Raw genomic sequence first — 20,594 nt, 5'->3', positions numbered from 1 at the left:
ATTACAAAGAGGTAATTTCTCATGGCTAAAATCGGTTTCATCGGCACCGGCATCATGGGCAAGCCCATGGCTCAGAACCTGCAAAAGGCAGGTCACAGCCTGTTCATTTCCACCCACCACGACGCCGCGCCAGCCGACCTGATCGCTGCCGGTGCCGTGGCCCTGGCCAACCCGAAAGAGGTTGCCCAGGAAGCCGAATTCATCATCGTCATGGTCCCCGACACCCCGCAGGTCGAAAGCGTCCTGTTCGGTGAAAACGGCGTGGCCGAGGGCGTTGGCCCGAACAAGGTGGTGATCGACATGAGCTCGATCTCGCCAACCGCCACCAAAGCCTTCGCCGAGAAGATCAAGGCTACCGGTGCCGCCTACCTGGACGCCCCGGTGTCCGGTGGTGAAGTCGGCGCCAAGGCGGCGACCCTGAGCATCATGGTCGGTGGCTGCCCGAACGCCTTCGAGCGCACCCTGCCGCTGTTCGAAGCCATGGGCAAGAACATCACCCGCGTCGGTGGCAACGGTGACGGCCAGACCGCCAAGGTCGCCAACCAGATCATTGTCGCCCTGAACATCCAGGCCGTGGCCGAAGCCCTGCTGTTCGCCGCCAAGAACGGCGCCGACCCTGCCAAGGTGCGCGAAGCACTGATGGGCGGCTTTGCTTCGTCGAAAATCCTCGAAGTGCACGCCGAGCGCATGATCAAGGGCACCTTCGACCCAGGCTTCCGCATCAACCTGCACCAGAAGGACCTGAACCTGGCCCTGCAAGGCGCCAAGGAACTGGGCATCAACCTGCCCAACACCTCCAATGCCCAGCAAGTGTTCAACACCTGCCAGGCCCTGGGCGGCGGCAACTGGGACCACTCGGCGCTGATCAAAGGCCTGGAGCACATGGCCAACTTCTCGATCCGCGACGACAAGTAAGACCTTACCGGCCTCTTCGCGGGCACGCCCGCTCCCACAGGGATCGCACCACCCTCGAAACCTGTGCAGTACCTGTGGGAGCGGGCAAGCCCGCGAAGAAGCCAACACCGCTGAACCTGCGACCACAGGCTCAGGGGTGACCCCGAGCAACACCCGCCCCTGGTTCGGCCTGCACGGAGGCAGTTCCAGGGGCGTTTTTGATTCTGCAGAACAACAATAATTGGGAGCCTGCCATGTCGGTCGATCCGCAAAAACTTCTCCGCGAACTGTTCGACACAGCCATCGCCGCCGCCCACCCCCGTCAAGTCCTCGAACCCTACCTGCCCGCCGATCGCAGCGGCCGGGTTATCGTCATCGGCGCCGGCAAGGCCGCAGCTGCAATGGCCGAAGTGGTCGAGAAAAGCTGGCAGGGTGAAGTCTCCGGCCTGGTCGTGACCCGTTACGGCCACGGCGCCAACTGCCAGAAGATCGAGGTGGTCGAAGCCGCCCACCCGGTCCCGGACGCTGCCGGCCTGGCTGTGGCCAAGCGCGTGCTGGAACTGGTCAGCAACCTCAACGAAGAAGACCGCGTCATCTTCCTGCTGTCTGGCGGTGGCTCGGCGTTGCTGGCCCTGCCTGCCGAAGGCCTGACCCTGGCCGACAAGCAGCAGATCAACAAGGCGCTGCTGAAATCCGGCGCCACCATCGGCGAGATGAACTGCGTGCGCAAGCACCTCTCGGCGATCAAGGGCGGGCGCCTGGCCAAGGCCTGCTGGCCGGCCACGGTCTACACCTATGCCATTTCCGATGTACCGGGCGACCTCGCCACGGTAATCGCCTCCGGCCCCACCGTGGCCGACCCGAGCACCTCGGCCGACGCCCTGGCCATCCTCAAACGCTACAACATCGAAGCGCCCAAAGCGGTCATCGACTGGCTGAACAACCCGGCCTCGGAAACCGTCAAGGCCGATGACCCGGCCCTGGCCCGCAGCCACTTCCAGTTGATCGCCAAACCCCAGCAGTCGCTGGAGGCTGCCGCGGTCAAAGCCCGTCAGGCCGGTTTCAGCCCGCTGATTCTCGGCGACCTGGAAGGTGAATCGCGCGAAGTGGCCAAGGTGCATGCCGGTATCGCCCGGCAAATCGTTCAACACGGCCAGCCGCTCAAAGCGCCCTGCGTGATCCTGTCGGGTGGCGAAACCACCGTGACCGTGCGCGGCAATGGCCGTGGCGGGCGTAACGCCGAGTTCCTGCTCAGCCTCACCGAAAGCCTGAAAGGCCTGCCGGGCGTGTACGCCCTGGCCGGTGACACCGACGGCATCGATGGCTCGGAAGAAAACGCCGGTGCCTTCATGACCCCGGCCAGCTACGCCAGCGCCGAAGCCTTGGGCCTGTCGGCCAGCGACGAGCTGGACAACAACAACGGCTACGGCTACTTCGCCGCGCTGGATGCGCTGATCGTCACCGAACCGACCCGCACCAACGTCAACGACTTCCGCGCCATCCTGATCCTTGAGACTGCCCAATCATGACGCCTGATAAAAAAGTTAAGATCCTTGCCACCCTTGGCCCTGCGATCAACGGCATCGACGATATCCGCCAGCTGGTCGAAGCCGGGGTGAACATCTTCCGCCTCAACTTCAGCCACGGCGAACATGCCGACCACGCCCTGCGCTACCAGTGGATCCGCGAAGTCGAGCAACAGCTGAACTACCCGCTGGGCATCCTCATGGACCTGCAAGGGCCGAAGCTGCGCGTTGGCCGCTTCGCCGAAGGCAAGGTGCAGTTGCAACGCGGGCAGGCCCTGCGCCTGGATCTGGACAAGACCCCGGGCGACAGCCGCCGGGTCAACCTGCCGCACCCCGAAATCATCGCCGCCCTCGAACCCGGCATGGACCTGCTGCTGGACGACGGCAAGCTGCGCCTGCGCGTGACCGCCAAGCACAGCGACGCCATCGACACCGAGGTGCTGAATGGTGGCGAGCTTTCCGACCGCAAGGGCGTCAACGTACCGCAAGCGGTGCTCGACCTCTCCCCGCTCACCGAAAAAGACCGCCGCGACCTGGCCTTTGGCCTGGAGCTGGGTGTGGACTGGGTCGCCCTGTCGTTCGTTCAGCGCCCTGAAGACATCGTCGAAGCGCGCCAGCTGATCGGTGACCGCGCCTACCTGATGGCCAAGATCGAGAAGCCATCGGCCGTCGAGCAACTGCAAGCCATCGCCGAGCTGGCAGACGCGATCATGGTGGCCCGTGGTGACCTGGGCGTGGAAGTACCGGCCGAAAGCGTGCCGCAGATCCAGAAGCGCATCATCGGCACCTGCCGCCAGCTGGGCAAACCCGTGGTGGTGGCCACGCAGATGCTCGAATCCATGCGTTTCTCGCCAGCGCCAACCCGTGCCGAAGTCACTGACGTGGCCAACGCCGTGGCCGAAGGTGCCGACGCTGTGATGCTGTCGGCCGAGACGGCCTCGGGCGATTACCCGCTGGAAGCTGTGCAGATGATGAGCAAGATCATCCGCCAGGTGGAGAACGGCCCGGACTACCAGGCCCAGCTCGACGTCGGCCGGCCAAAGGCCGAAGCGACCGTGTCGGATGCCATCAGCTGCGCCATCCGCCGCATCAGCGGCATCCTGCCGGTGGCGGTGCTGGTCAACTACAGCGAGTCGGGTGCCTCGACATTGCGGGCTGCACGCGAGCGGCCACGGGCACCGATCCTCAACCTGACGCCGAACCTGAACACCGCACGGCGCCTGAGCGTGGCCTGGGGTGTGCATTCGGTGGTCAACGACCGCCTGCGTCAGGTCGACGAGGTGGTTTCCACCGCCCTGGAGATTGCCCAGGCGCAAGGCATGGCCAGCCGTGGCGACACGCTGCTGATCACCGCTGGCGTGCCTTTCGGCAAGCCGGGTACGACTAACACGCTGCGGATCGAGACTTTGATCTGAGATTGCCGGGGGCGCGTTGCGCCCCTTTCGCGACACAAGGCCGCTCCCACAGGGCCGCGCTGGCACAAGGGAATGCAGTCCCTGTGGCAGCGGCCTTGTTTCGCGATTGGAGGGCAAAGCCCTCCCCGAATACCGCTCTACCTGACCGCGGAAAACCGAGGCCCAAAGAGGCCCACCGCTCCCCCATCAACCTCACTGACTGCCCCATGTACACCAAAAATTTCGTCAACCCGTGCCCCGACTGGGCCACGGCGTTACTCAACGGCTTCAGCCAGGTGCTGCTGCTGCGCAACCCCCTGTGCGGCCTGTGCTGCCTGCTGGCCATCCTGCTGACCGCACCCAACCTGGTCGGCGGTGCACTGCTTGGCGCCCTGGCCGGCTTGCTCACCGCCCAGGCACGCGGCTATGACCGTGCCGACCGCCAGGCCGGGCTGTACTGCTACAACGGCGTACTGATCGGCATCCTGATCAGCGCCGTGCTGCCCTGGTCGGCCATATTGCCCCCCCTGATCATCGCCGCCGGCGGCTTGTCCAGCATCATCACCCACCAGTGGCGCAAGCGTGGCGGCAAGTTGCTGGTCGCCTACACCGCCCCCTTCGTCATGCTCGGCTGGGCCACACTGCTAATCGCCAGCCCCTCGCCCAGCGGCTTCGTCGAAGCTGACCCGCTGTATGCGTTGGCCCGCGGCATAGGCCAGATCTTCCTGCTCGACCAGCCCTTGGCCGGGTTGCTGATCATCGTCGGTATGTTCATCGCCAACCCCTATGCGGCGCTGTGGGCGGTGATCGGCTCGGCCATTGGCGGCGGGGTGGCGTTGCTCGCCGACCAGGCACAGGGAGCGTGGCTGGGATTGTATGGCTTCAATGGCGCACTGGCGGCACTGGCCTTCAGCAGGCAAGGTGAAAAACCTTGGGTAACGCTGCTGGCGATAGCGTTGGCCCTGCTGTTGCAACCGCTGGTCAAGCTGCTGCCAGTGCCTGGCCTGACCGCCCCCTTCGTTGCCGCCTGCTGGCTGATGCATTTGGGCAGTCACCTGGCGCAACCCAGGCAGCGCAACGCCAGCCGCTTGCACGGCTGATACGCAACCCCTAGGCTCAGCCCATCGCTTTTGTGGAACGGGCCAATGAACAACCCAGCGAGCCTGCGCGAGCGGCTCTTCGTCATCGTCTTCCAGACCGACACCGTAGCCGGTCGCCGCTTCGACAAGATCCTGCTACTGATCATCCTGGCCAGCCTGGTCACGGTGATCCTCGACAGCATCGATGAGGTGCACCAAGGCTACGCCGGCCTGCTGGCCGGCATCGAGTGGGGCTTTACCGCAATCTTCCTGGCCGAATACATCACCCGCCTGTACTGCTCGCCCAAGCCGTTGCGCTATGCCTTCAGTTTCTACGGCCTGGTCGATTTACTGGCGATCGTGCCGGGGATCCTCGCGCTGTACTACAGCGACGCCCAGTACCTGCTCATCATCCGGGTCATCCGGATGCTGCGGATCTTCCGTGTACTCAAGCTCAGCCCGTACCTCAAGCAGGCCCATTACCTGATGGAGGCACTGCGCGGCAGCAAGCAGAAGATCATCGTGTTCCTGGTGACGGTATCGACGCTGGTAACGGTGTTCGGCACGCTGATGTACGTGATCGAAGGGCCTGAGCATGGCTTTACCAGCATCCCCAAAGGCATCTACTGGGCCATCGTTACCCTGACCACCGTGGGCTTTGGCGACATCGTGCCCAAGACCCCGCTGGGGCAGGTGCTGTCGTCGCTGGTGATGATTACCGGTTACTCGATCATTGCCGTGCCGACCGGCATCTTTACCGCCGAGCTGGCCAATGCCATGCGTGGGGAGCAGCTGCAGCATGATTGCCCGACCTGCCACAAGAAGACCCACGAGCATGGGGCAGCGTTCTGTTCTCGCTGTGGGAATGGGTTGTTTCCCAAGCAATGACGGTGCCTGTACAGGCCCTTTCGCGGGCGCGCCCGCTCCCACAGGATCACCACAGGCCCGAGCATTACACCGTACCTGTGGGAGCGGGCATGCCCGCGAAGAGGCCGGCACAGGCAGAAGCATAACCAAAGCATTTTTTGTTCTTTAACCCGTATAAACCCACCCGCTATAGTCGCTGGCAATCTGCCCCAACGCCCTTCAAGAACAAGGAAGCAACGTGAAAAAACTCTTCACCGCCTCGCTGCTCGCCGCAGGCCTGGCCCTGGGCAACCTCGCCCAGGCCGCCCCTACCCTGCTCAACGTTTCCTACGACGTGATGCGCGACTTCTACAAGGATTACAACCCGGCCTTCCAGAAACACTGGGAAGCCGAGCACAACGAGAAGGTCAACGTGCAGATGTCCTTCGGCGGCTCGAGCAAGCAGGCCCGTGCGGTGATCGATGGCCTGCCGGCCGATGTCATCACCATGAACATGGCCACCGACATCAACGCCCTGGCCGACAACGGCAAGCTGGTGCCCGACGACTGGGTAACCCGCCTGCCGAACAACAGCGCGCCGTTCACCTCGGCCACTGTGTTCATTGTGCGCAAGGGCAACCCGAAAGCCCTCAAAGACTGGCCCGACCTGCTCAAGGACGGTGTGCAGGTGATCGTGCCCAACCCGAAAACCTCGGGTAATGGCCGCTATACCTACCTGTCGGCCTGGGGCTACGTACTCAAGCAAGGCGGCGATGAAAGCAAAGCCCGCGACTTCGTCGGCAAGCTGTTCAAGCAGGCACCCGTACTGGACACCGGTGGCCGTGCCGCCACCACCACGTTCATGACCAACCAGATCGGTGACGTGCTGGTCACCTTCGAGAACGAAGCCGAGATGATCGCCCGCGAGTTTGGCCGCGACCAGTTCGAAGTCGTTTACCCAAGCGTATCGGCCGAAGCCGAGCCACCGGTGACGGTGGTCGACAAGGTAGTGGCCCGGAAAGGCACCCAGGCCGTGGCCGAGGAATACCTGAAGTACCTGTGGTCACCCGCAGCCCAGGAGATCGCCGCCAACAACTACCTGCGCCCGCGTGATGCGACGGTACTGGCCAAGTATACCGACCGCTTCCCGAAAGTGGACTTCCTGTCGGTGGAGAAAACCTTCGGTGACTGGCGTACCGTGCAGAAGACCCACTTCAATGATGGTGGGGTGTTTGACCAGATCTATACCAACCAATAGCCGTAAGGGGGCATCTGGCCGAATGCCAGTCAGTTAAGACAGACTCATTGACCTTTAGCCTGTAGGCCGCAAAATCCGATGCTTGGAAACGAGCATCGGATTTTTTATGCGCCTGTCAAAAGCCCTCTCTCTGAAACACCACATTAGATGCTCCTGCGGTATCAGGACTTCGCCGACATAACGCTGTTCCAGATGCAAGGCCGCACGCTGATCATACAATTGCCCCAATAGTAGGCGCATGCCACCTCTCCAAATTTAAAGCAGCACAAATCCAGACCCGGAACTATTCAACTGAACAGTTCCGGGCCGAGCATTATTTGACTAAATCAAGAAGAAACTTGCTGTTCGGCAGAAACTGTCGAATACCTTCGAAAGTTCACAAACACCAACAGTGCGATGACCACGAGTACCCCCACGGTGGCCATCATTACCGAGGACACCGCTTGGTCGAACGCCAATCGCGCATTCACAGCGATTTCCTGCCCCAGCGGGGCGGGCATTTGCGCGGCAGCGGCCAGCGCGCTGTCGATCCCGTCCTGCAGGCGCGCCGCGTCGGCGACCTGCTCGGGCACAACCAGCGAGCGGCTGTACACCACCGACATCAGGCTACCCATGAAGGCGATGCCCAACCCTCCTCCCAGCTCGTAGGAAATTTCCTCGGCCGAAGCGGCCATCCCCGCTCGCTCCGGCGGCGCGCTGGCCATGATGGTGGTGGACGCCCCGGTCATACTCGCCCCTACGCAAGCACCCATGACGAACAGCAGCAGCAGTTGCAGGGCGACCGACTGGCTGAAACTGTACATGAACAGGCCAATGGCACCGGCGTAGATCAACAGTGCGAGCACCAGGAACCGATCACAACGAACCTTGGGCAGCAACCAGCCGCTTAACGGACCGGCCACGATCGCTCCCACGGAAAGGGGCAGGAAATAAAGGCCGGTCTCGAGCGGGGATAGCCCGACAACCAGTTGCAGGCGCTGGCTCAGTACCAGGTTGATGCCCATCAGGCAGCCGGCCGCGGCCAGGCTGGCGATGACCGCAGAGGAGAACGCGGGGCTGCGGAAAATCTGCAGGTCGATCAACGGAAAACCACGCTTGCGCTGCCCGCGCACGAACATCCAACCGAAGCCCGCGCAGATGGCCAACGCCCCCAGCGCCGCCACCAGCGAGGGCTCGGGCTTGGCGAATTCCTTGATCAGGTACGTCAGGCTGATGAGCCCTACCATCGCCTGAAGGGAGCCAAGCAAGTCCCATCGCCCGGCGTTGGCCTGTTGCGTGTTCCTGATCAGCAGCAAGGACAACACCAGGGCCACCAGCACGATTGGCACGTTGATCAGAAACACGGAACCCCACCAGAAATGCTCGAGCAGCGCCCCCCCTATCAGCGGACCAATCGCTGCACCACCGGAAGCCACGGCCGTCCAGACGCCGATGGCAAAACCACGCTCACGCTCATCCTCGAAGGTCAGACTGATGATCGCCAGCGTGGCCGGCATCATGGCCGCCGCACCGACGCCCAGCGCGCCCCTAGCCAGGATTAGCAGCGCGGAAGATGGCGCGAATGCAGCCAGAAGCGACGCCGCACCGAACAGCATAAGGCCGATCACGAACAATCGCTGGTGCCCGATGCGATCACCCAAGGTGCCAGCACCCAGCAACAGGCCGGCGACGACCAGGGGATACATGTTGATGATCCACAGCTTATCGGAGGTAGATGCCCCGAGCGCATGGGTAAGTGTGGGCAAGGCGATGTAAAGGACCGTCATGTCGATCGCAACCAATAGCAAGGCGAAGGACAGGACGGCCAATACGAGCCATCGCTGGTAAGTGTTGAACATTGGCATTCTCCCTGCCTTGATCAAGCCGATCACTAATTGTCGGTGCCGTATCCAAATAGGAACTCGGATCCTAGTAGACGACCAACTTCATTGCAAATATTAAAAATTGTAAAAACAATTAATCTCCACACAATGAATATAAATAAATCATGCCCGTAAGATAAATCCTACATTAACAGAGGAATAATGGCGTATTTAAAATAGAACTCCATCACCTTGAGTGCTCCTCCACGCCCGCATCCGAAAAATCGGCGGACTCGCCAGCCGCTCGGCGAACGCCAGCGCCGGGGCATGCAAGGACAACTCTTCGATAAGGAACTGCAGCCCGATGCCTGGGTCGTTGGCACAGGCCAGTAAGGTGCCGAACAACTGGTAACCCGCCTGCCGGACAACAGCGTGCCGTTCACCTCGGCTCATACAAGAGATGCGCGGGTACGCCCCTGTAAGGAGCTGCTGCGCAGCCTCGCCCACGCGCTACTGCGCATCGACATGGCCGTCACCTTCATCGAGCTGCTGGGGCGCATCTGGGGCTTCTCGGTGGTCGATTTCGCCCTGAGCAACAGCCTGGGCCAGGCGATCAGCAACTCGCTGTCGAGCATTGGCTTGATCCTGCTGGTCACCTGGCTGCTGTGGGTGGTACTCGATACGGCCATCCAGGAAGCACTCAAGCCCCCCGTCGGCCGCCGCAGCGCGCGTCAGCCGAGCACCCGGGTGCGGACCATCCTGCCGATGCTGCACAATGCGATCAAAGTGGTCCTGATCGTCATCTACACCATCACCACCATGGCCAACCTGGGCACCAACGTCGCGCCGTTCCTGGCCGGTGCCGGGGTGATCAGCCTGGCCATCGGCTTCGGCTCGCAGCAGCTGGTGCACGATGTGATTACCGGGTTGTTCATCCTCATCGAGGATTCCATTTCCATCGGCGACTGGGTAGTGCTCGATTCCGGCCATACCGGTACAGTCGAAAGCCTGACGATCCGTAGCGGCTGCGTGATGGCAAAGGCTTCGTGCACTCGGTGCCGTTTGGCCAGATCAAGGCGGTTACCAACCAGTCGCGGCAGTTCGCCTATGCGTTCTTCTCGGTGCAGTTCACTTACGACAGTGATGTGGATGCGTCACTCGCGCTGATCCATGAGGTGGGCAAGTCGATCAGCGAAGACCCGCTGCTGCGCATCAACCTGCAAGGGCCGTTACAGGTATCCGGGGTGGACCGCTTTGCCCAGGTGTACCCGCTGCCGCTGCAGGCCCTGGGTGCTTGAATTCGCCTGCACCGGCCCTTTCGCGGGCTCGCCCGCGAAGCTTCCAGCAAGGGCAGCATCAAACCTGACGGAATACCAAGGCCTTCAGCCCGCCAGCCGGGTCAACGTCCGGAAACTCTGGCGGGTTTTCCAGGCGTTCGACATAAGCCAACGAAGGCGCCTGCGCTGCCATGCCTTCGATCAGAAACTCAGGCCCGATCCCCGGGTCGTTGACACACGCCAGCACCGTCCCGCCTTCGCTCAACAACTCCGGCAAACGCCGCAGGATCTTTGCGTAATCCTGGGTCAGTACAAAGCTGCCACGCTGGAAGGTAGGCGGGTCGATGATGATCAGGTCATAAGGCCCGTACTTGCGCACCTTGCCCCACGACTTGAACAGTTCATGCCCCAGGTACGCCACCCGTGATGCATCGTGGCCATTGAGGCGATGGTTGTCCCGGCCCCGCGACAGGGCCGACTTGGCCATGTCCAGGTTCACCACCTGCTCAGCGCCACCGGCAATCGCTGCCACGGAAAAGCCGCAGGTATAAGCGAACAGGTTCAGCACACGCTTGCCCGCCGCCTGCTCGCGCACCCAACGGCGGCCATAGCGCATGTCGAGGAACAGGCCATTGTTTTGCCGCACGCCCAAGTCCAGCAGGTAGGTCAGGCCGTCCTCGATCACTTCGCGTTGCTGGCACGGCTCGCCCAGCAGCCACTGGCCCGGGCTGTCGGGCAGGTAGCGGTGCTGGATGATGACCGCCTGCCCCGTCCACTGCGGACGCGCGGCCAAGCTGCGCAGCATGGCTTCCAGTTCGGCGAGCTGGCCTCCGGCCGGCTCACGGAACAAGGCGACCGACAGCACGCCCTGCAGCCAGTCGACGGTCACCTGCTCCAGGCCCTGCCAGCAGCGGCCGCGGCCGTGAAACAGGCGGCGGGTTTCCTGTGGGGCAGGGTCGAGGGCGGCAAGCAGGTGTTGCTCAAGGGTGTCGATGGGCAAGGTCATGGCGGATCGCAGGCTGGCAAAAAGCGGCATTCTACCTTGCGGGCCTCTTCGCGGGTAAACCCGCGCCTACAGGATGCCGCGCCGAGCGGAACCACCACCCCTGCTGCATCCCCGCCGCCGCCAGCAGGATCAACCCCACCCCCAGCCACTGCAGCGGCGCCAGGCGGTGCCCGAACGCCACCCAGTCCACCAGAATTGCCGCAATCGGGTAAATGAACGACAGCGCACCGGTCAAGGCCGTGGGCAAACGCTGGATGGCGCTGTACAACAGCACATACATCAGGCCGGTGTGCACCATACCCAGTGTCAACAAGCTGGCCAACGCGGGCACTTCAACCGGCAACCCGCCAAGCGTGACCCATGGCGCCAGCAGCAACACACCCGTGGTTACCTGAATCAACGCAATCAGGTGCGGGGGCGTGCTACTCAGGCGCTTGATGATCAAGGCCGCGATCGCATACAGAAACGCCGCCCCCAGCGCCAGGGCAATCCCCAGCAGATAGTCCTCGCCATTACTTTGCCCAGCGCCGTGGGCACTGACGATGGCCAGCATGCCGAGGAACGCCACACTCAGCCAGGTCACCTTGGCCAAGGTGATCTTTTCGCCCAGAAACAGCGCCGCCAGCCCCACCAGCATGAACGGCTGCACGTTGTAAACCGCCGTGCCGATGGCAATCGACGCCCGTGCGTACGAAGCGAACAACAGCAGCCAGTTGCCGACAATGGCCACCCCGCTGGCAATCGCCAGCAAAAATGCCGTGCGGCTGATCACGCCCGGTCGCAGAAAGCCAAACGCGGCGCAAATCGCCAGCAAGGTCACGGCACCGAACACGCAGCGCCAGAACACCACATCCAGCACCGGCTGGCCGGACACCAGCACGAACCAGCCAATGGTCCCGGAAATCAGCATGGCAGCGACCATTTCCAGCGAGCCACGGCGCAATGAACTGTCCATCTCAAACCTCCCGTTGATGATGGCCACAGTATGCAAAGGCGGCAGCCTGGCCATCCAGCGGATAACCAAGGCATTTTCGCCAACCTGCCTTTACTATCAAGGCAAATAACACGAATCACCTGATGAGGTGGATATGACCGATGCCATCGACCAATTATTGATCAACGCACTGATGGAGGACTCGCGCCGCTCGCTCAAGGCGCTGGCGCAGGTCAGCGGGCTGTCCGCACCTAGCGTCAGCGAGCGTTTGCGCCGGCTGGAAGAGCGTGGCGTGCTGCGCGGCTATACCGTGGAGGTCGACCCACGCGCCTTTGGCTACCAGTTGCAGGCGATCGTGCGTATCCGTCCGTTGCCGGGAAAACTGCAGGAGGTGGAGCGCCAGATCATTGCCATCCCTGAGTTCACCGAATGCGACAAGGTCATTGGCGAAGACTGTTTCGTCGCCCGACTGCATGTGCGCTCGATGGAGCAGCTGGACACGCTGCTCGACCTCATGAATGTGCTGGCTGAGACCAATACCGCGATCATCAAGAAGACCCCGGTCAAGCGGCGGTTGCCGCCAATGGATTGATCGGCCCCTGTACTGGCCTCCTCGCAGGCGTGCTCGCGAAGAGGCCAGCACAGGAAAAGCTGACTATTTTTTGTACACAAAAACGTAACCATAGGTGCCATTTTTGTGTGCACTTTCTTCAGTAGCGCCCCAATTCGTTACACACTTCCCTCCCGTTATTTTGACCAATTGATCAACTAATCAATCTTTCAAAAATTTAAACTTGTTCATTTGGTCAACTTATATGCTCTGTATTTCATTAACTTACCTTTTAACAAGATAAGTTCGAAATGATCGCCTGTTGAAACCTGCTCTTCCTTTGGCATGGAACTCGCTTTTGTGTGTTCGTGTTTTGTATACAACTTAAACAAAACATAGATACACAAGAATCCGCGACGCCGACCCAATGTCAGCCGCCGCGCCCACAACCCTGTGATGCCAACGCTGCACCGACGAGATGGCGAGCCCGTGCGCATGCCCGCTCATCGCAGTCCAAGTGCATCAGGAGCCCGCCGGAATGAGTAGCAGCCTCGACCTTGCCCCTGAACTATCCGTCGCCAGCACACACCCCGCGTCCACGCTTGCCGGCCACCAGCCGGACCTTGTTCTCAGCCCGCGCCTGCATAACCGCGACCTGGCGCCAACGCGTATGGAAGGCCGTCGCTGGGGCGGCTACAGCATCTTCGCGCTGTGGACAAACGATGTGCACAATATCGCCAACTATTCGTTCGCCATGGGCTTGTTCGCCCTCGGCCTGGGTGGCTGGCAAATTCTGCTGTCGCTGGCCATCGGCGCGGCACTGGTGTACTTCTTCATGAACCTGTCGGGTTACATGGGGCAGAAAACCGGGGTACCGTTCCCGGTCATCAGCCGCATTGCCTTCGGCATCCACGGCGCGCAGATCCCGGCGCTGATCCGTGCCGTCATCGCCATCGCCTGGTTCGGCATCCAGACCTACCTGGCATCGGTGGTGCTGCGGGTGCTGCTCACCGCCGTTTGGCCGCAAATAGCAGCCTACGACCACGACAGCATCCTCGGCCTGTCGAGCCTGGGCTGGGTGTGTTTCGTGTCGATCTGGCTGGTGCAGCTGGTGATCCTGGCCTACGGCATGGAGATGGTGCGCCGTTACGAGGCCTTTGCCGGGCCTGTGATCCTGCTGACCGTCGCCGCACTGGCGGTGTTCATGTACTTCAAGGCCGATGCGCGCATTGCCTGGTCGGTGGCTACGCCGCTGACCGGCTACGAGATGTGGCGCAACATCTTTGCCGGCGGCGCACTGTGGCTGGCGATCTACGGCACCCTGGTGCTGAACTTCTGTGACTTCGCCCGCTCCTCGCCTTGCCGCAAGACCATCCGCGTGGGCAACTTCTGGGGCCTGCCGGTAAACATCCTGGTATTCGCCGTGATCACCGTGGTGCTGTGCGGCGCGCAATTCCAGATCAACGGCCAGATCATCGACAGCCCGACGCAGATCGTTGCCGCCATACCCAGCACGCCATTCCTGGTGCTCGGCTGCCTGGCCTTCCTGATCGTCACCGTAGCGGTGAACATCATGGCCAACTTCGTCGCCCCGGCTTTCGTACTCAGCAACCTGGCGCCGCGCCACCTGAACTTCCGCCGTGCCGGGCTGATCAGCGCCACCCTGGCGGTGCTGATCCTGCCCTGGAACCTGTACAACAGCCCGCTGGTGATCGTGTACTTCCTGTCGGGCCTGGGCGCCCTGCTAGGCCCGCTGTACGGCGTGATCATGTCCGACTACTGGTTGCTGCGCAAAGGCTGCATCAACGTGCCGGAGCTGTATACCGAGCACCCGGCCGGCGCCTATCACTACAGCAAGGGCATCAACCTGCGCGCCGTGGCCGCCTTCGTGCCGGCCGCACTGCTGGCCATCGTGCTGGCCCTGGTGCCCAACTTCCAGGGCATCGCGCCGTTCTCCTGGCTGATTGGTGCCGGCATCGCCGCCGCCCTGTACCTGCTTATCGCGCCACGTAACCGCCATTACCACGACGTCAGCGGCGAGTGCATCGCCGTCGACCACAGCGGCCATTGATCAAGGAGGACTGCCCATGCGTATTCTGATCGCCAACGTCAACACTACCGAAGCCATCACCCACGCCATTGCCGAACAGGCCCGTGCGGTAGCCGCACCCGGTACCGAAATCGTCGGCCTGACACCCTGGTTTGGCGCCGAATCGGTGGAGGGCAATTTCGAGAGCTACCTGGCGGCCATCGCGGTGATGGACCGGGTACTGGCCTTTGAAGGGCCTTACGATGCCGTGATCCAGGCCGGTTATGGCGAACATGGCCGCGAAGGCCTGCAGGAACTGCTCAACGTGCCTGTGGTGGACATTACCGACGCCGCCGCCAGCACGGCAATGTACCTGGGCCACGCCTATTCCGTAGTAACCACGCTCGACCGCACCGTGCCACTGATCGAGGACCGCCTGAAGCTCTCGGGCCTGTATGACCGCTGCGCCTCGGTGCGAGCCAGCGGGCTGGCGGTGCTGGAACTGGAAGCCGACCCGCTGCGGGCCGTGGAGGCGATTGTCGAGCAGGCCGAACGCGCCGTGCGCGACGACAAGGCCGAGGTGATCTGCCTGGGTTGTGGCGGCATGGCCGGGCTGGACGAGCAGATTCGCCAACGCACCGGCGTGCCGGTGGTGGATGGTGTGAGTGCAGCGGTGACCATTGCCGAATCGCTGGTGCGCATGGGTTTGAGCACGTCCAAAGTGCGCACCTATGCGACGCCACGGGCGAAGAAAGTGGTGGGCTGGCCGATGCGCTTCGGCCGCTAGACAGCCTTCGCCTGTACCGGCCTCTTCGCGGCTAAAGCCGCTACAGGACCACCACAAGCCTGAATACCGTGGGGTCCCTGTGGGAGCGGGCGTGCCCGCGAAGAGGCCGTAACTAACAACCCATCATCTTGACCAGGCGCTGCGCACTGCCGCACGCCAATGTAAACCCCAATGCGCCATGCCCCAGGTTCAGCCACAGGTTGCGGTACACCGTCCCACCCATGATCGGCACCCCGGTAGGTGTCGCTGGTCGCATCCCCGCCCACTCCACCGTCTGGCCATAATCCGCCGCCCTCGGCAGCGTCTCCAGCGCCAGCCGCCGCATGCTCTGCAAACGGCGCATGTCCACCGACTCGTCGAAGCCGACAATGTCCACCATCGCCGCTACCCGCAGCTGCTGCCCCAGGCGTGCATAGACGATTTTGCGCTCATAGTCAGTAAGGCTCACCTCCGGGGGCAGGTGCCCGGCGCTGATCGGTGCGGTCAGGCTGTAGCCCTTCAGCGGGTAAACCGGTATCTGCACCCCCGGTAATGCCAAGCCTGGGCCGCGATGCCCGGCACACAGCACCAACTGCTCCACGTCCAGCTGCTGATCGCCCAGTTGCAGTGCCACGACCTGGCCCTGGCGCTGAACCAATTGCGTCACCGGCCGGCCAAGCAGGAAACGGCACTGGCCCGACGCGCGCAACAGCGCCTCCAGCCGCAAGCAAAACACGTGGCAATCGCCAACCTCTTCGCCCGCCGTGAACACGCCCCCCACAAACGGTGCGCCATCCAGGGCAGGCTCCAGCCCGCGCAGCTCGGCAGCCGCCAGCACCTGCTGACTGGCCGGGTCCGTCAACTGTTCCCGGCCTTGGGCAAAGGCCCGTTCACTGCGAAAAGCCACCAGCTTGCCATTGCGCCGCCAGCCGAAATCTCCCAGGTTATGGTCTTCGCGCCATTGCGCCAGAACGGCCTGGCTGCACAGCGCCAGCTCAAGCAATTGCCCGGCATTACGGCGATTGACGCTACGCCTACAAGCCAGGGTGAATGCCAGCAGCCAGCGCCACTGGGCCGGGTCCATGCGCAAGCGCAAGCGCAATGGCGACTCGCCCCGCAACAGCCAGCCCAGCGCCTGCCACGGCACCCCGGCATCAGCCAGCGGCGCCACATAGCGATAGGACAATTGCCCGCCATTGGCGAAGCTGGTGGCCGACGCCAGGCTGTCGCGGGCCTCGATCAGGTCAACCGACCACCCTTCCCGAACCAGCGCGTAAGCCGTCGCCAGGCCCACCACTCCACCACCGATCACCGTTACCCGCTGCTTCATCGCTCATCCCTGTTCCGGCTTCCTTGCCAAACAGTACCAGCGGATCAGGTCGGGCAGCTATGCGCACCGTCATTCAGGCCCTGGCGCACATTGCGGCTCAGCAGGCTGGCTTTGCCATCGCGCCAGGTCAGGGTCAATACGTAGAGGGTGTCGAAGTCTTCGCCGCTCCAGTCCTCGGTGATCACCCGCTCCTCCCCCAGGGCCTTGCCGGCCACGGTGTTGATCAGTTCCGGCAGGTAGCCGTGGGACCAGGCCGTGTAGATGGTCGCATTGCGGTATTTGTCGCTCAGCAACTCATCGGCCAGTTCAGCGGTGTCGTTGGCGCCGTAGTCGATATTCACCGGCAAGCCGAGGCGGATGGCACTGGGGGTGATGGTCATCAATGGGCGGATATAGCTGTAGCTTTCGTCCCGGCTGCCTTCCTCGACATGCCGCGTGGGGTTGGCGGCAAACACATAGTCGGCCTTGCCGAAGCGCTCGGGCAGTACAGTGGCCAGGTCCAGCGCACGGTTGAGGCCTTGGCAGTTCAACTGCCCGAGCCCCTCGCCCGGCTTCTCGCCATGACGCAGAAACACCAGGGTCTGGGTGCCATCCACCGGTCGTGCCCGGCTTTCGACAGCCTCCAGCGCCAACGGCGCGGCGATGGCAGTGAGCACCAGGCTCAGCAGCAAGTGACGGCGACGGCGAAAGAATGTTGGCAACTTCATCAAGGCAGGCTCGTGTGGCAGAGAATATCGGGTTTACCCGCCACATCGCCCGGCCAGTTGCAGGGCGCCCGTGCAGTGAATGCCATCCTTGGCAACGCGTGAGGGTCAGAGTGCCCCGAACCCGTTTGGTTCCTCCCTGGAGGTGGATGCCGTTCCCTAGGCAAGGCCTAGGTTAGGGGCTGGGTGTTGCGCAATTGTGTAAGGTGCAAGAACCTCGGGTTGCAACGTGACCACTCAATCATCCCGCGTGAGCACTTCCAGCAGTTCGATCTCGAAGGTCAGGTCCGAATTCGGCGGGATCTTCCCTACGCTGCGTTCGCCATACCCCAGGTGCGCCGGTACCAGCAGCTTGCGCTTGCCGCCAACGCGCATGCCCATCAGGCCTTGGTCCCAGCCTTTGATTACCCTGCCGGTACCGATCACGCACTGGAACGGCTTACCGCGCGACCAGGACGAGTCGAACTCGCTGCCATCGGCCAGCCAGCCGGTGTACTGGGTGGTGATCAGGGCACCTTTGACGGCAGCTTTGCCGTCTCCCTCGACCAGGTCGATGATCTGCAGTTCTTGGCTCACGGGTACACTCCAAACGCTGAAAAACAAAACCGCCCTTTTCTCAGGAATGCACCGGTTTGGCAAGTTCACGCAGAATTGTACGGAGGCATTCGCCGACGGAATGCCTCCGTACAGACATGACGTTGAATCAGCTGTTCTGCTCGAACACCTCTTGGCCGGACAGCTCCTTGGTCTGATTGGCGAAGCAGTACCACGCGGGTTTCTCTTCGACGAAGATCTGCAGGTCGAAATCCCAGGCTTGGTCGCCATCAAGCAGGCCGACCGGCACGGCATGGAAGTCGTTGGCCTTGAGCCGGTAGTACAGGTGCGTACCACAGCGGCCACAGAAAGCACGCTGGGCCCAGTCGGACGAATCATAGACGCTGGGCGCACGCCCTTGAATCAGCGGAGGCTTGCTGCAGTGCACCACCAGCAGCGGGCCGCCGGTCCACTTGCGGCACATGCTGCAATGACAAGCGCTGATATGGGTATTGTCGACGGTGACCGTCAGCCGCGTGTCGCCGCACAGGCAGGTGCCGTGTTTTTCCAGGGCCATGGGTGGCTCCTTGAACGGAAAGATGGGCCTGCAATTATAGAAGCCCCCCAGGGCATCGCACGCCGTACTAGATGTACACATCGCCCCGCAGGTACAACGCCGCCCGCCCACTGATGATCACGCGGCCATTGCCCGGCACTTCGCACTGCAACTGCCCTTTGCGTGCCCCGCCCTGCTCGCAGCTCAGCACGTTCTTGCCCAGCCTTTGGGCCCATAACGGCGCCAGCGAGGTGTGTGCCGAACCGGTTACCGGGTCTTCATTCACACCAACCCGCGGGCCGAACCAGCGGGTGACGAAGTCAAAGCCACGCCCTGCCGCGGTCACGGCAATGCCACGGACGTCGAAGGCCGACAGCGCAACAAAGTCTGGTTTCAACGTTTCGAGCAGCATGGCGTCATCGATCACCACGACATAATCGTCGCTAAGGTACACCGCCTTCGCCTGGCTCAAGCCCAGCGCCTGCAAAAGGCCCGCTGGCATGTCGACCGCTACGGGTTGTTTGGCGGGGAAGTCCATGGCCAGCAGGCCATCAGCGCCACGGCTGACGCGCAACTCGCCACTGCGGGTATTGAAGCGAAGCACTTGCGCCTGCTCACCCAGTTGCTCGAACAGCACGTAAGCCGAGGCCAAGGTAGCATGGCCGCACAGGTCGACTTCCACGGTGGGGGTGAACCAACGCAGGTCGAACGTTTCGCCTTTGCGCACGAAGTAGGCTGTTTCTGACAGGTTGTTTTCTTCAGCGATGCGCTGCAGCACATCGTCCGGCAGCCAGCTGTCCAGCGGGATCACTGCGGCCGGGTTGCCACCGAACGGTTCAGTGGAAAAGGCATCGACCTGGAAGATTTCAAGTTGCATGCACACACTCCTTGTTGCCCGGGCGCTGCCAGGCAGATATCTGGAAAAAGGGTTAAGGGCGTACCGGGGTCAAAACTGGCTCACCGGCAAAGAACGCCTGCAGGTTGCGCAGCACCAAGTCCACCGTGTCGCGCGCGGCTTCTGGCGACTGGCCAGCCACGTGGGGTGTGAGCACGGTGTTGGGCAAGGCCTTGAGTGCATCGGGCACTGTCGGCTCGTCATCGAATACATCCAGCGCGGCGCCAGCCAGCTGGCCACGCTGCAATGCAGCAATCAGGGCCTGGGTGTCGACCACGCTGGCACGGGCGATGTTCACCAGATAGCCTTCAGCCCCCAGGGCCTGAAGGACGTGGGCATCGACCAGATGCCGGGTGTTGGCGCCACCGGGGGTGGCCACCACCAGAATGTCGACGGCTTCAGCCAAGTGCCGAGGGCTGTCGAACCAGGCATAGGGCACATCCTGGCGTGGTGTGCGGCTGTGGTAGCTGACGGGCATGTCGAAGCCCAAGTGGGCCCGCTTGGCGATCGCCAGCCCCACTGCGCCGAGGCCGAGAATGCCCAGGCGCTTGCCACTCACCGAGGGGCTGATCACCCGGTTCCATTCACCGCGCCGCGTGCTGGCATCGGCACGGGGGATGTCGCGCAGCAGCGCCAGCAGCAGGGCCAGGGTGTGGTCGGCGACGGCTGCGGCATTGGCCCCGGCGCCATTGGTGACGGTTATGCCGCGGGCAGCGGCGGCGGCCAGGTCGACCTGCTCGTAGCCGGCGCCGATCACGCAGATGATCTGCAATCTGGGTAATGCGTCAATTTCGGTGGCGGATAGCCCCAGCGGCCCACGGGTGAGTACCGCATCGATTTCTTCGGCGTGGCGATGAATGGCATCGGCGCGCAGTTGCGGCGAAGGGGCACGGATCAGGTGGTAACCGGCCTGCTCCAGCATAGGCAGGTAATCGTCGACGGTTTCCACCAGTACCAGGACTGTCTTGCTCATGCCACCTCCGGGTGAATTGGAGGCGTCATTATGCGGAGTCACCGGCCGGTACAGTCAATGGAAATAACAAGGCAAAACTGTACTGTACTGTACTGTGTTGCTGTTGCTGTTGCTGTTGCTGTTGCTGTTGCTGTTGCTGTTGCTGTTGCTGTTGCTGTTGCTGTTGCTGTTGCTGTTGCTGTTGCTGTTGATCTTGATCTTGATCTTGATCTTGATCTTCGCGACTTCAGGAGGCCGAACG

General features: G+C 62.4%; 18 protein-coding genes and 3 pseudogenes. 10 read left to right on the top strand and 11 right to left on the bottom strand.

From position 1 onward, the window contains the following. Nucleotides 1–21: 21 nt before the first annotated feature. The 6 genes from ACF8FB_RS08990 (at nt 22) to ACF8FB_RS08965 (ending at nt 6,997) form a co-directional block, all read left to right on the top strand. On the top strand, nt 22–915 hold the full coding sequence (locus ACF8FB_RS08990; RefSeq protein WP_010955040.1) for a 2-hydroxy-3-oxopropionate reductase: 894 nt from the start codon (nt 22–24) through the stop codon (nt 913–915). Between the two features lie 233 nt (nt 916–1,148). Continuing rightward, entirely contained in the window at nt 1,149–2,423 is a 1,275-nt protein-coding gene (locus ACF8FB_RS08985) for a glycerate kinase (protein ID WP_003254348.1), read from the top strand. Continuing rightward, complete coding sequence (pyk, locus tag ACF8FB_RS08980) at nt 2,420–3,835, top strand: pyruvate kinase (RefSeq protein WP_003254349.1); 1,416 nt, start codon at nt 2,420–2,422, stop codon at nt 3,833–3,835. Before ACF8FB_RS08985 ends, pyk begins: the two co-directional genes overlap by 4 nt. A gap of 206 nt (nt 3,836–4,041) precedes the next feature. After that, the gene (locus ACF8FB_RS08975) at nt 4,042–4,914 is read left to right on the top strand and encodes an urea transporter (protein ID WP_392511233.1); all 873 of its coding nucleotides are present in this window, start codon (nt 4,042–4,044) and stop codon (nt 4,912–4,914) included. 45 nt (nt 4,915–4,959) lie between these two features. Then, nucleotides 4,960–5,781 (top strand): ion transporter, encoded by an 822-nt coding sequence (locus ACF8FB_RS08970; RefSeq protein WP_392511232.1) that lies wholly within the window; start codon nt 4,960–4,962, stop codon nt 5,779–5,781. A gap of 217 nt (nt 5,782–5,998) precedes the next feature. Further along, complete coding sequence (locus ACF8FB_RS08965; protein WP_392511231.1) at nt 5,999–6,997, top strand: sulfate ABC transporter substrate-binding protein; 999 nt, start codon at nt 5,999–6,001, stop codon at nt 6,995–6,997. 326 nt (nt 6,998–7,323) lie between these two features. Here the strand turns inward: ACF8FB_RS08965 and ACF8FB_RS08960 are convergent, their stop codons facing one another. Further along, nucleotides 7,324–8,835: an MFS transporter gene (locus tag ACF8FB_RS08960; RefSeq protein ID WP_392511230.1), complete on the bottom strand. Its 1,512-nt coding sequence runs from the start codon at nt 8,833–8,835 to the stop codon at nt 7,324–7,326. A gap of 195 nt (nt 8,836–9,030) precedes the next feature. Continuing rightward, nucleotides 9,031–9,198, bottom strand: a pseudogene (locus ACF8FB_RS08955) (class I SAM-dependent methyltransferase); the annotation flags it as partial. A gap of 81 nt (nt 9,199–9,279) precedes the next feature. On the opposite strand from ACF8FB_RS08955, the pseudogene ACF8FB_RS08950 reads away from it, so the two are divergent. Next, nucleotides 9,280–10,097: pseudogene (locus ACF8FB_RS08950) on the top strand (mechanosensitive ion channel family protein); the annotation flags it as partial. Between the two features lie 58 nt (nt 10,098–10,155). On the opposite strand, the gene ACF8FB_RS08945 reads toward ACF8FB_RS08950, so the two are convergent. Together ACF8FB_RS08945 and ACF8FB_RS08940 are read right to left on the bottom strand one after the other, a co-directional pair. Then, nucleotides 10,156–11,082, bottom strand: a complete 927-nt coding sequence (locus ACF8FB_RS08945) for a class I SAM-dependent methyltransferase (RefSeq protein ID WP_392511229.1) — start codon at nt 11,080–11,082, stop codon at nt 10,156–10,158. Between the two features lie 31 nt (nt 11,083–11,113). Next, nucleotides 11,114–12,037: a DMT family transporter gene (locus ACF8FB_RS08940; RefSeq protein ID WP_392511228.1), complete on the bottom strand. Its 924-nt coding sequence runs from the start codon at nt 12,035–12,037 to the stop codon at nt 11,114–11,116. 133 nt (nt 12,038–12,170) lie between these two features. On the opposite strand from ACF8FB_RS08940, the gene ACF8FB_RS08935 reads away from it, so the two are divergent. The 3 genes from ACF8FB_RS08935 to ACF8FB_RS08925 all read left to right on the top strand — a co-directional run bounded on the left by ACF8FB_RS08935 (nt 12,171) and on the right by ACF8FB_RS08925 (nt 15,382). Continuing rightward, the gene (locus ACF8FB_RS08935; RefSeq protein WP_003254357.1) at nt 12,171–12,608 is read left to right on the top strand and encodes an Lrp/AsnC family transcriptional regulator; all 438 of its coding nucleotides are present in this window, start codon (nt 12,171–12,173) and stop codon (nt 12,606–12,608) included. A 496-nt stretch (nt 12,609–13,104) separates the two neighbouring features. Continuing rightward, on the top strand, nt 13,105–14,637 hold the full coding sequence (locus ACF8FB_RS08930; protein WP_010955047.1) for an NCS1 family nucleobase:cation symporter-1: 1,533 nt from the start codon (nt 13,105–13,107) through the stop codon (nt 14,635–14,637). Nucleotides 14,638–14,653: 16 nt separating this feature from the next. Next, nucleotides 14,654–15,382 carry an aspartate/glutamate racemase family protein gene (locus tag ACF8FB_RS08925; RefSeq protein ID WP_010955048.1) on the top strand — a complete coding sequence of 243 codons (729 nt, stop codon included), beginning with the start codon at nt 14,654–14,656 and terminating at the stop codon, nt 15,380–15,382. 112 nt (nt 15,383–15,494) lie between these two features. Here ACF8FB_RS08925 and ACF8FB_RS08920 read toward each other — a convergent pair whose 3' ends face one another. The 7 genes and pseudogenes from ACF8FB_RS08920 to ACF8FB_RS08890 all read right to left on the bottom strand — a co-directional run. Continuing rightward, nucleotides 15,495–16,691 carry an FAD-dependent oxidoreductase gene (locus ACF8FB_RS08920; protein ID WP_392511227.1) on the bottom strand — a complete coding sequence of 399 codons (1,197 nt, stop codon included), beginning with the start codon at nt 16,689–16,691 and terminating at the stop codon, nt 15,495–15,497. Between the two features lie 44 nt (nt 16,692–16,735). Continuing rightward, a complete protein-coding gene (locus tag ACF8FB_RS08915) occupies nt 16,736–17,398 on the bottom strand; it encodes a histidine phosphatase family protein (protein ID WP_392511226.1) in 663 nt (220 codons plus the stop codon). 234 nt (nt 17,399–17,632) lie between these two features. Then, a complete protein-coding gene (locus ACF8FB_RS08910; RefSeq protein ID WP_392511225.1) occupies nt 17,633–17,971 on the bottom strand; it encodes an FKBP-type peptidyl-prolyl cis-trans isomerase in 339 nt (112 codons plus the stop codon). 127 nt (nt 17,972–18,098) lie between these two features. Further along, nucleotides 18,099–18,506 carry a GFA family protein gene (locus tag ACF8FB_RS08905; protein WP_392511224.1) on the bottom strand — a complete coding sequence of 136 codons (408 nt, stop codon included), beginning with the start codon at nt 18,504–18,506 and terminating at the stop codon, nt 18,099–18,101. A 67-nt stretch (nt 18,507–18,573) separates the two neighbouring features. After that, nucleotides 18,574–19,362, bottom strand: a complete 789-nt coding sequence (locus tag ACF8FB_RS08900; protein ID WP_392511223.1) for a PhzF family phenazine biosynthesis protein — start codon at nt 19,360–19,362, stop codon at nt 18,574–18,576. Between the two features lie 52 nt (nt 19,363–19,414). Next, nucleotides 19,415–20,353 (bottom strand): 2-hydroxyacid dehydrogenase, encoded by a 939-nt coding sequence (locus tag ACF8FB_RS08895; RefSeq protein ID WP_392511222.1) that lies wholly within the window; start codon nt 20,351–20,353, stop codon nt 19,415–19,417. Nucleotides 20,354–20,391: 38 nt separating this feature from the next. Then, a pseudogene (locus tag ACF8FB_RS08890) lies at nt 20,392–20,594 on the bottom strand (hypothetical protein); the annotation flags it as partial.

Origin of the sequence: Pseudomonas sp. yb_2, from assembly GCF_043103905.1 — a bacterium.
Classification (GTDB): Bacteria; Pseudomonadota; Gammaproteobacteria; order Pseudomonadales; family Pseudomonadaceae; genus Aquipseudomonas; species Aquipseudomonas alloputida.
Note: the sequence above shows the minus strand (reverse complement) of the source record. Positions and strands in the feature narration are given on the sequence as shown.

Coding starts and splice junctions, on each gene's coding strand:
- ACF8FB_RS08895 (WP_392511222.1), bottom strand. CDS start 20,353: ATGAGCAAGACAGTCCTGGTACTGGTGGAAACCGTCGACGATTACCTG.
- ACF8FB_RS08905 (WP_392511224.1), bottom strand. CDS start 18,506: ATGGCCCTGGAAAAACACGGCACCTGCCTGTGCGGCGACACGCGGCTG.
- ACF8FB_RS08975 (WP_392511233.1), top strand. CDS start 4,042: ATGTACACCAAAAATTTCGTCAACCCGTGCCCCGACTGGGCCACGGCG.
- ACF8FB_RS08900 (WP_392511223.1), bottom strand. CDS start 19,362: ATGCAACTTGAAATCTTCCAGGTCGATGCCTTTTCCACTGAACCGTTC.
- ACF8FB_RS08985 (WP_003254348.1), top strand. CDS start 1,149: ATGTCGGTCGATCCGCAAAAACTTCTCCGCGAACTGTTCGACACAGCC.
- ACF8FB_RS08930 (WP_010955047.1), top strand. CDS start 13,105: ATGAGTAGCAGCCTCGACCTTGCCCCTGAACTATCCGTCGCCAGCACA.
- ACF8FB_RS08915 (WP_392511226.1), bottom strand. CDS start 17,398: ATGAAGTTGCCAACATTCTTTCGCCGTCGCCGTCACTTGCTGCTGAGC.
- ACF8FB_RS08940 (WP_392511228.1), bottom strand. CDS start 12,037: ATGGACAGTTCATTGCGCCGTGGCTCGCTGGAAATGGTCGCTGCCATG.
- ACF8FB_RS08970 (WP_392511232.1), top strand. CDS start 4,960: ATGAACAACCCAGCGAGCCTGCGCGAGCGGCTCTTCGTCATCGTCTTC.
- ACF8FB_RS08945 (WP_392511229.1), bottom strand. CDS start 11,082: ATGACCTTGCCCATCGACACCCTTGAGCAACACCTGCTTGCCGCCCTC.
- ACF8FB_RS08935 (WP_003254357.1), top strand. CDS start 12,171: ATGACCGATGCCATCGACCAATTATTGATCAACGCACTGATGGAGGAC.
- pyk (WP_003254349.1), top strand. CDS start 2,420: ATGACGCCTGATAAAAAAGTTAAGATCCTTGCCACCCTTGGCCCTGCG.
- ACF8FB_RS08920 (WP_392511227.1), bottom strand. CDS start 16,691: ATGAAGCAGCGGGTAACGGTGATCGGTGGTGGAGTGGTGGGCCTGGCG.
- ACF8FB_RS08960 (WP_392511230.1), bottom strand. CDS start 8,835: ATGTTCAACACTTACCAGCGATGGCTCGTATTGGCCGTCCTGTCCTTC.
- ACF8FB_RS08990 (WP_010955040.1), top strand. CDS start 22: ATGGCTAAAATCGGTTTCATCGGCACCGGCATCATGGGCAAGCCCATG.
- ACF8FB_RS08925 (WP_010955048.1), top strand. CDS start 14,654: ATGCGTATTCTGATCGCCAACGTCAACACTACCGAAGCCATCACCCAC.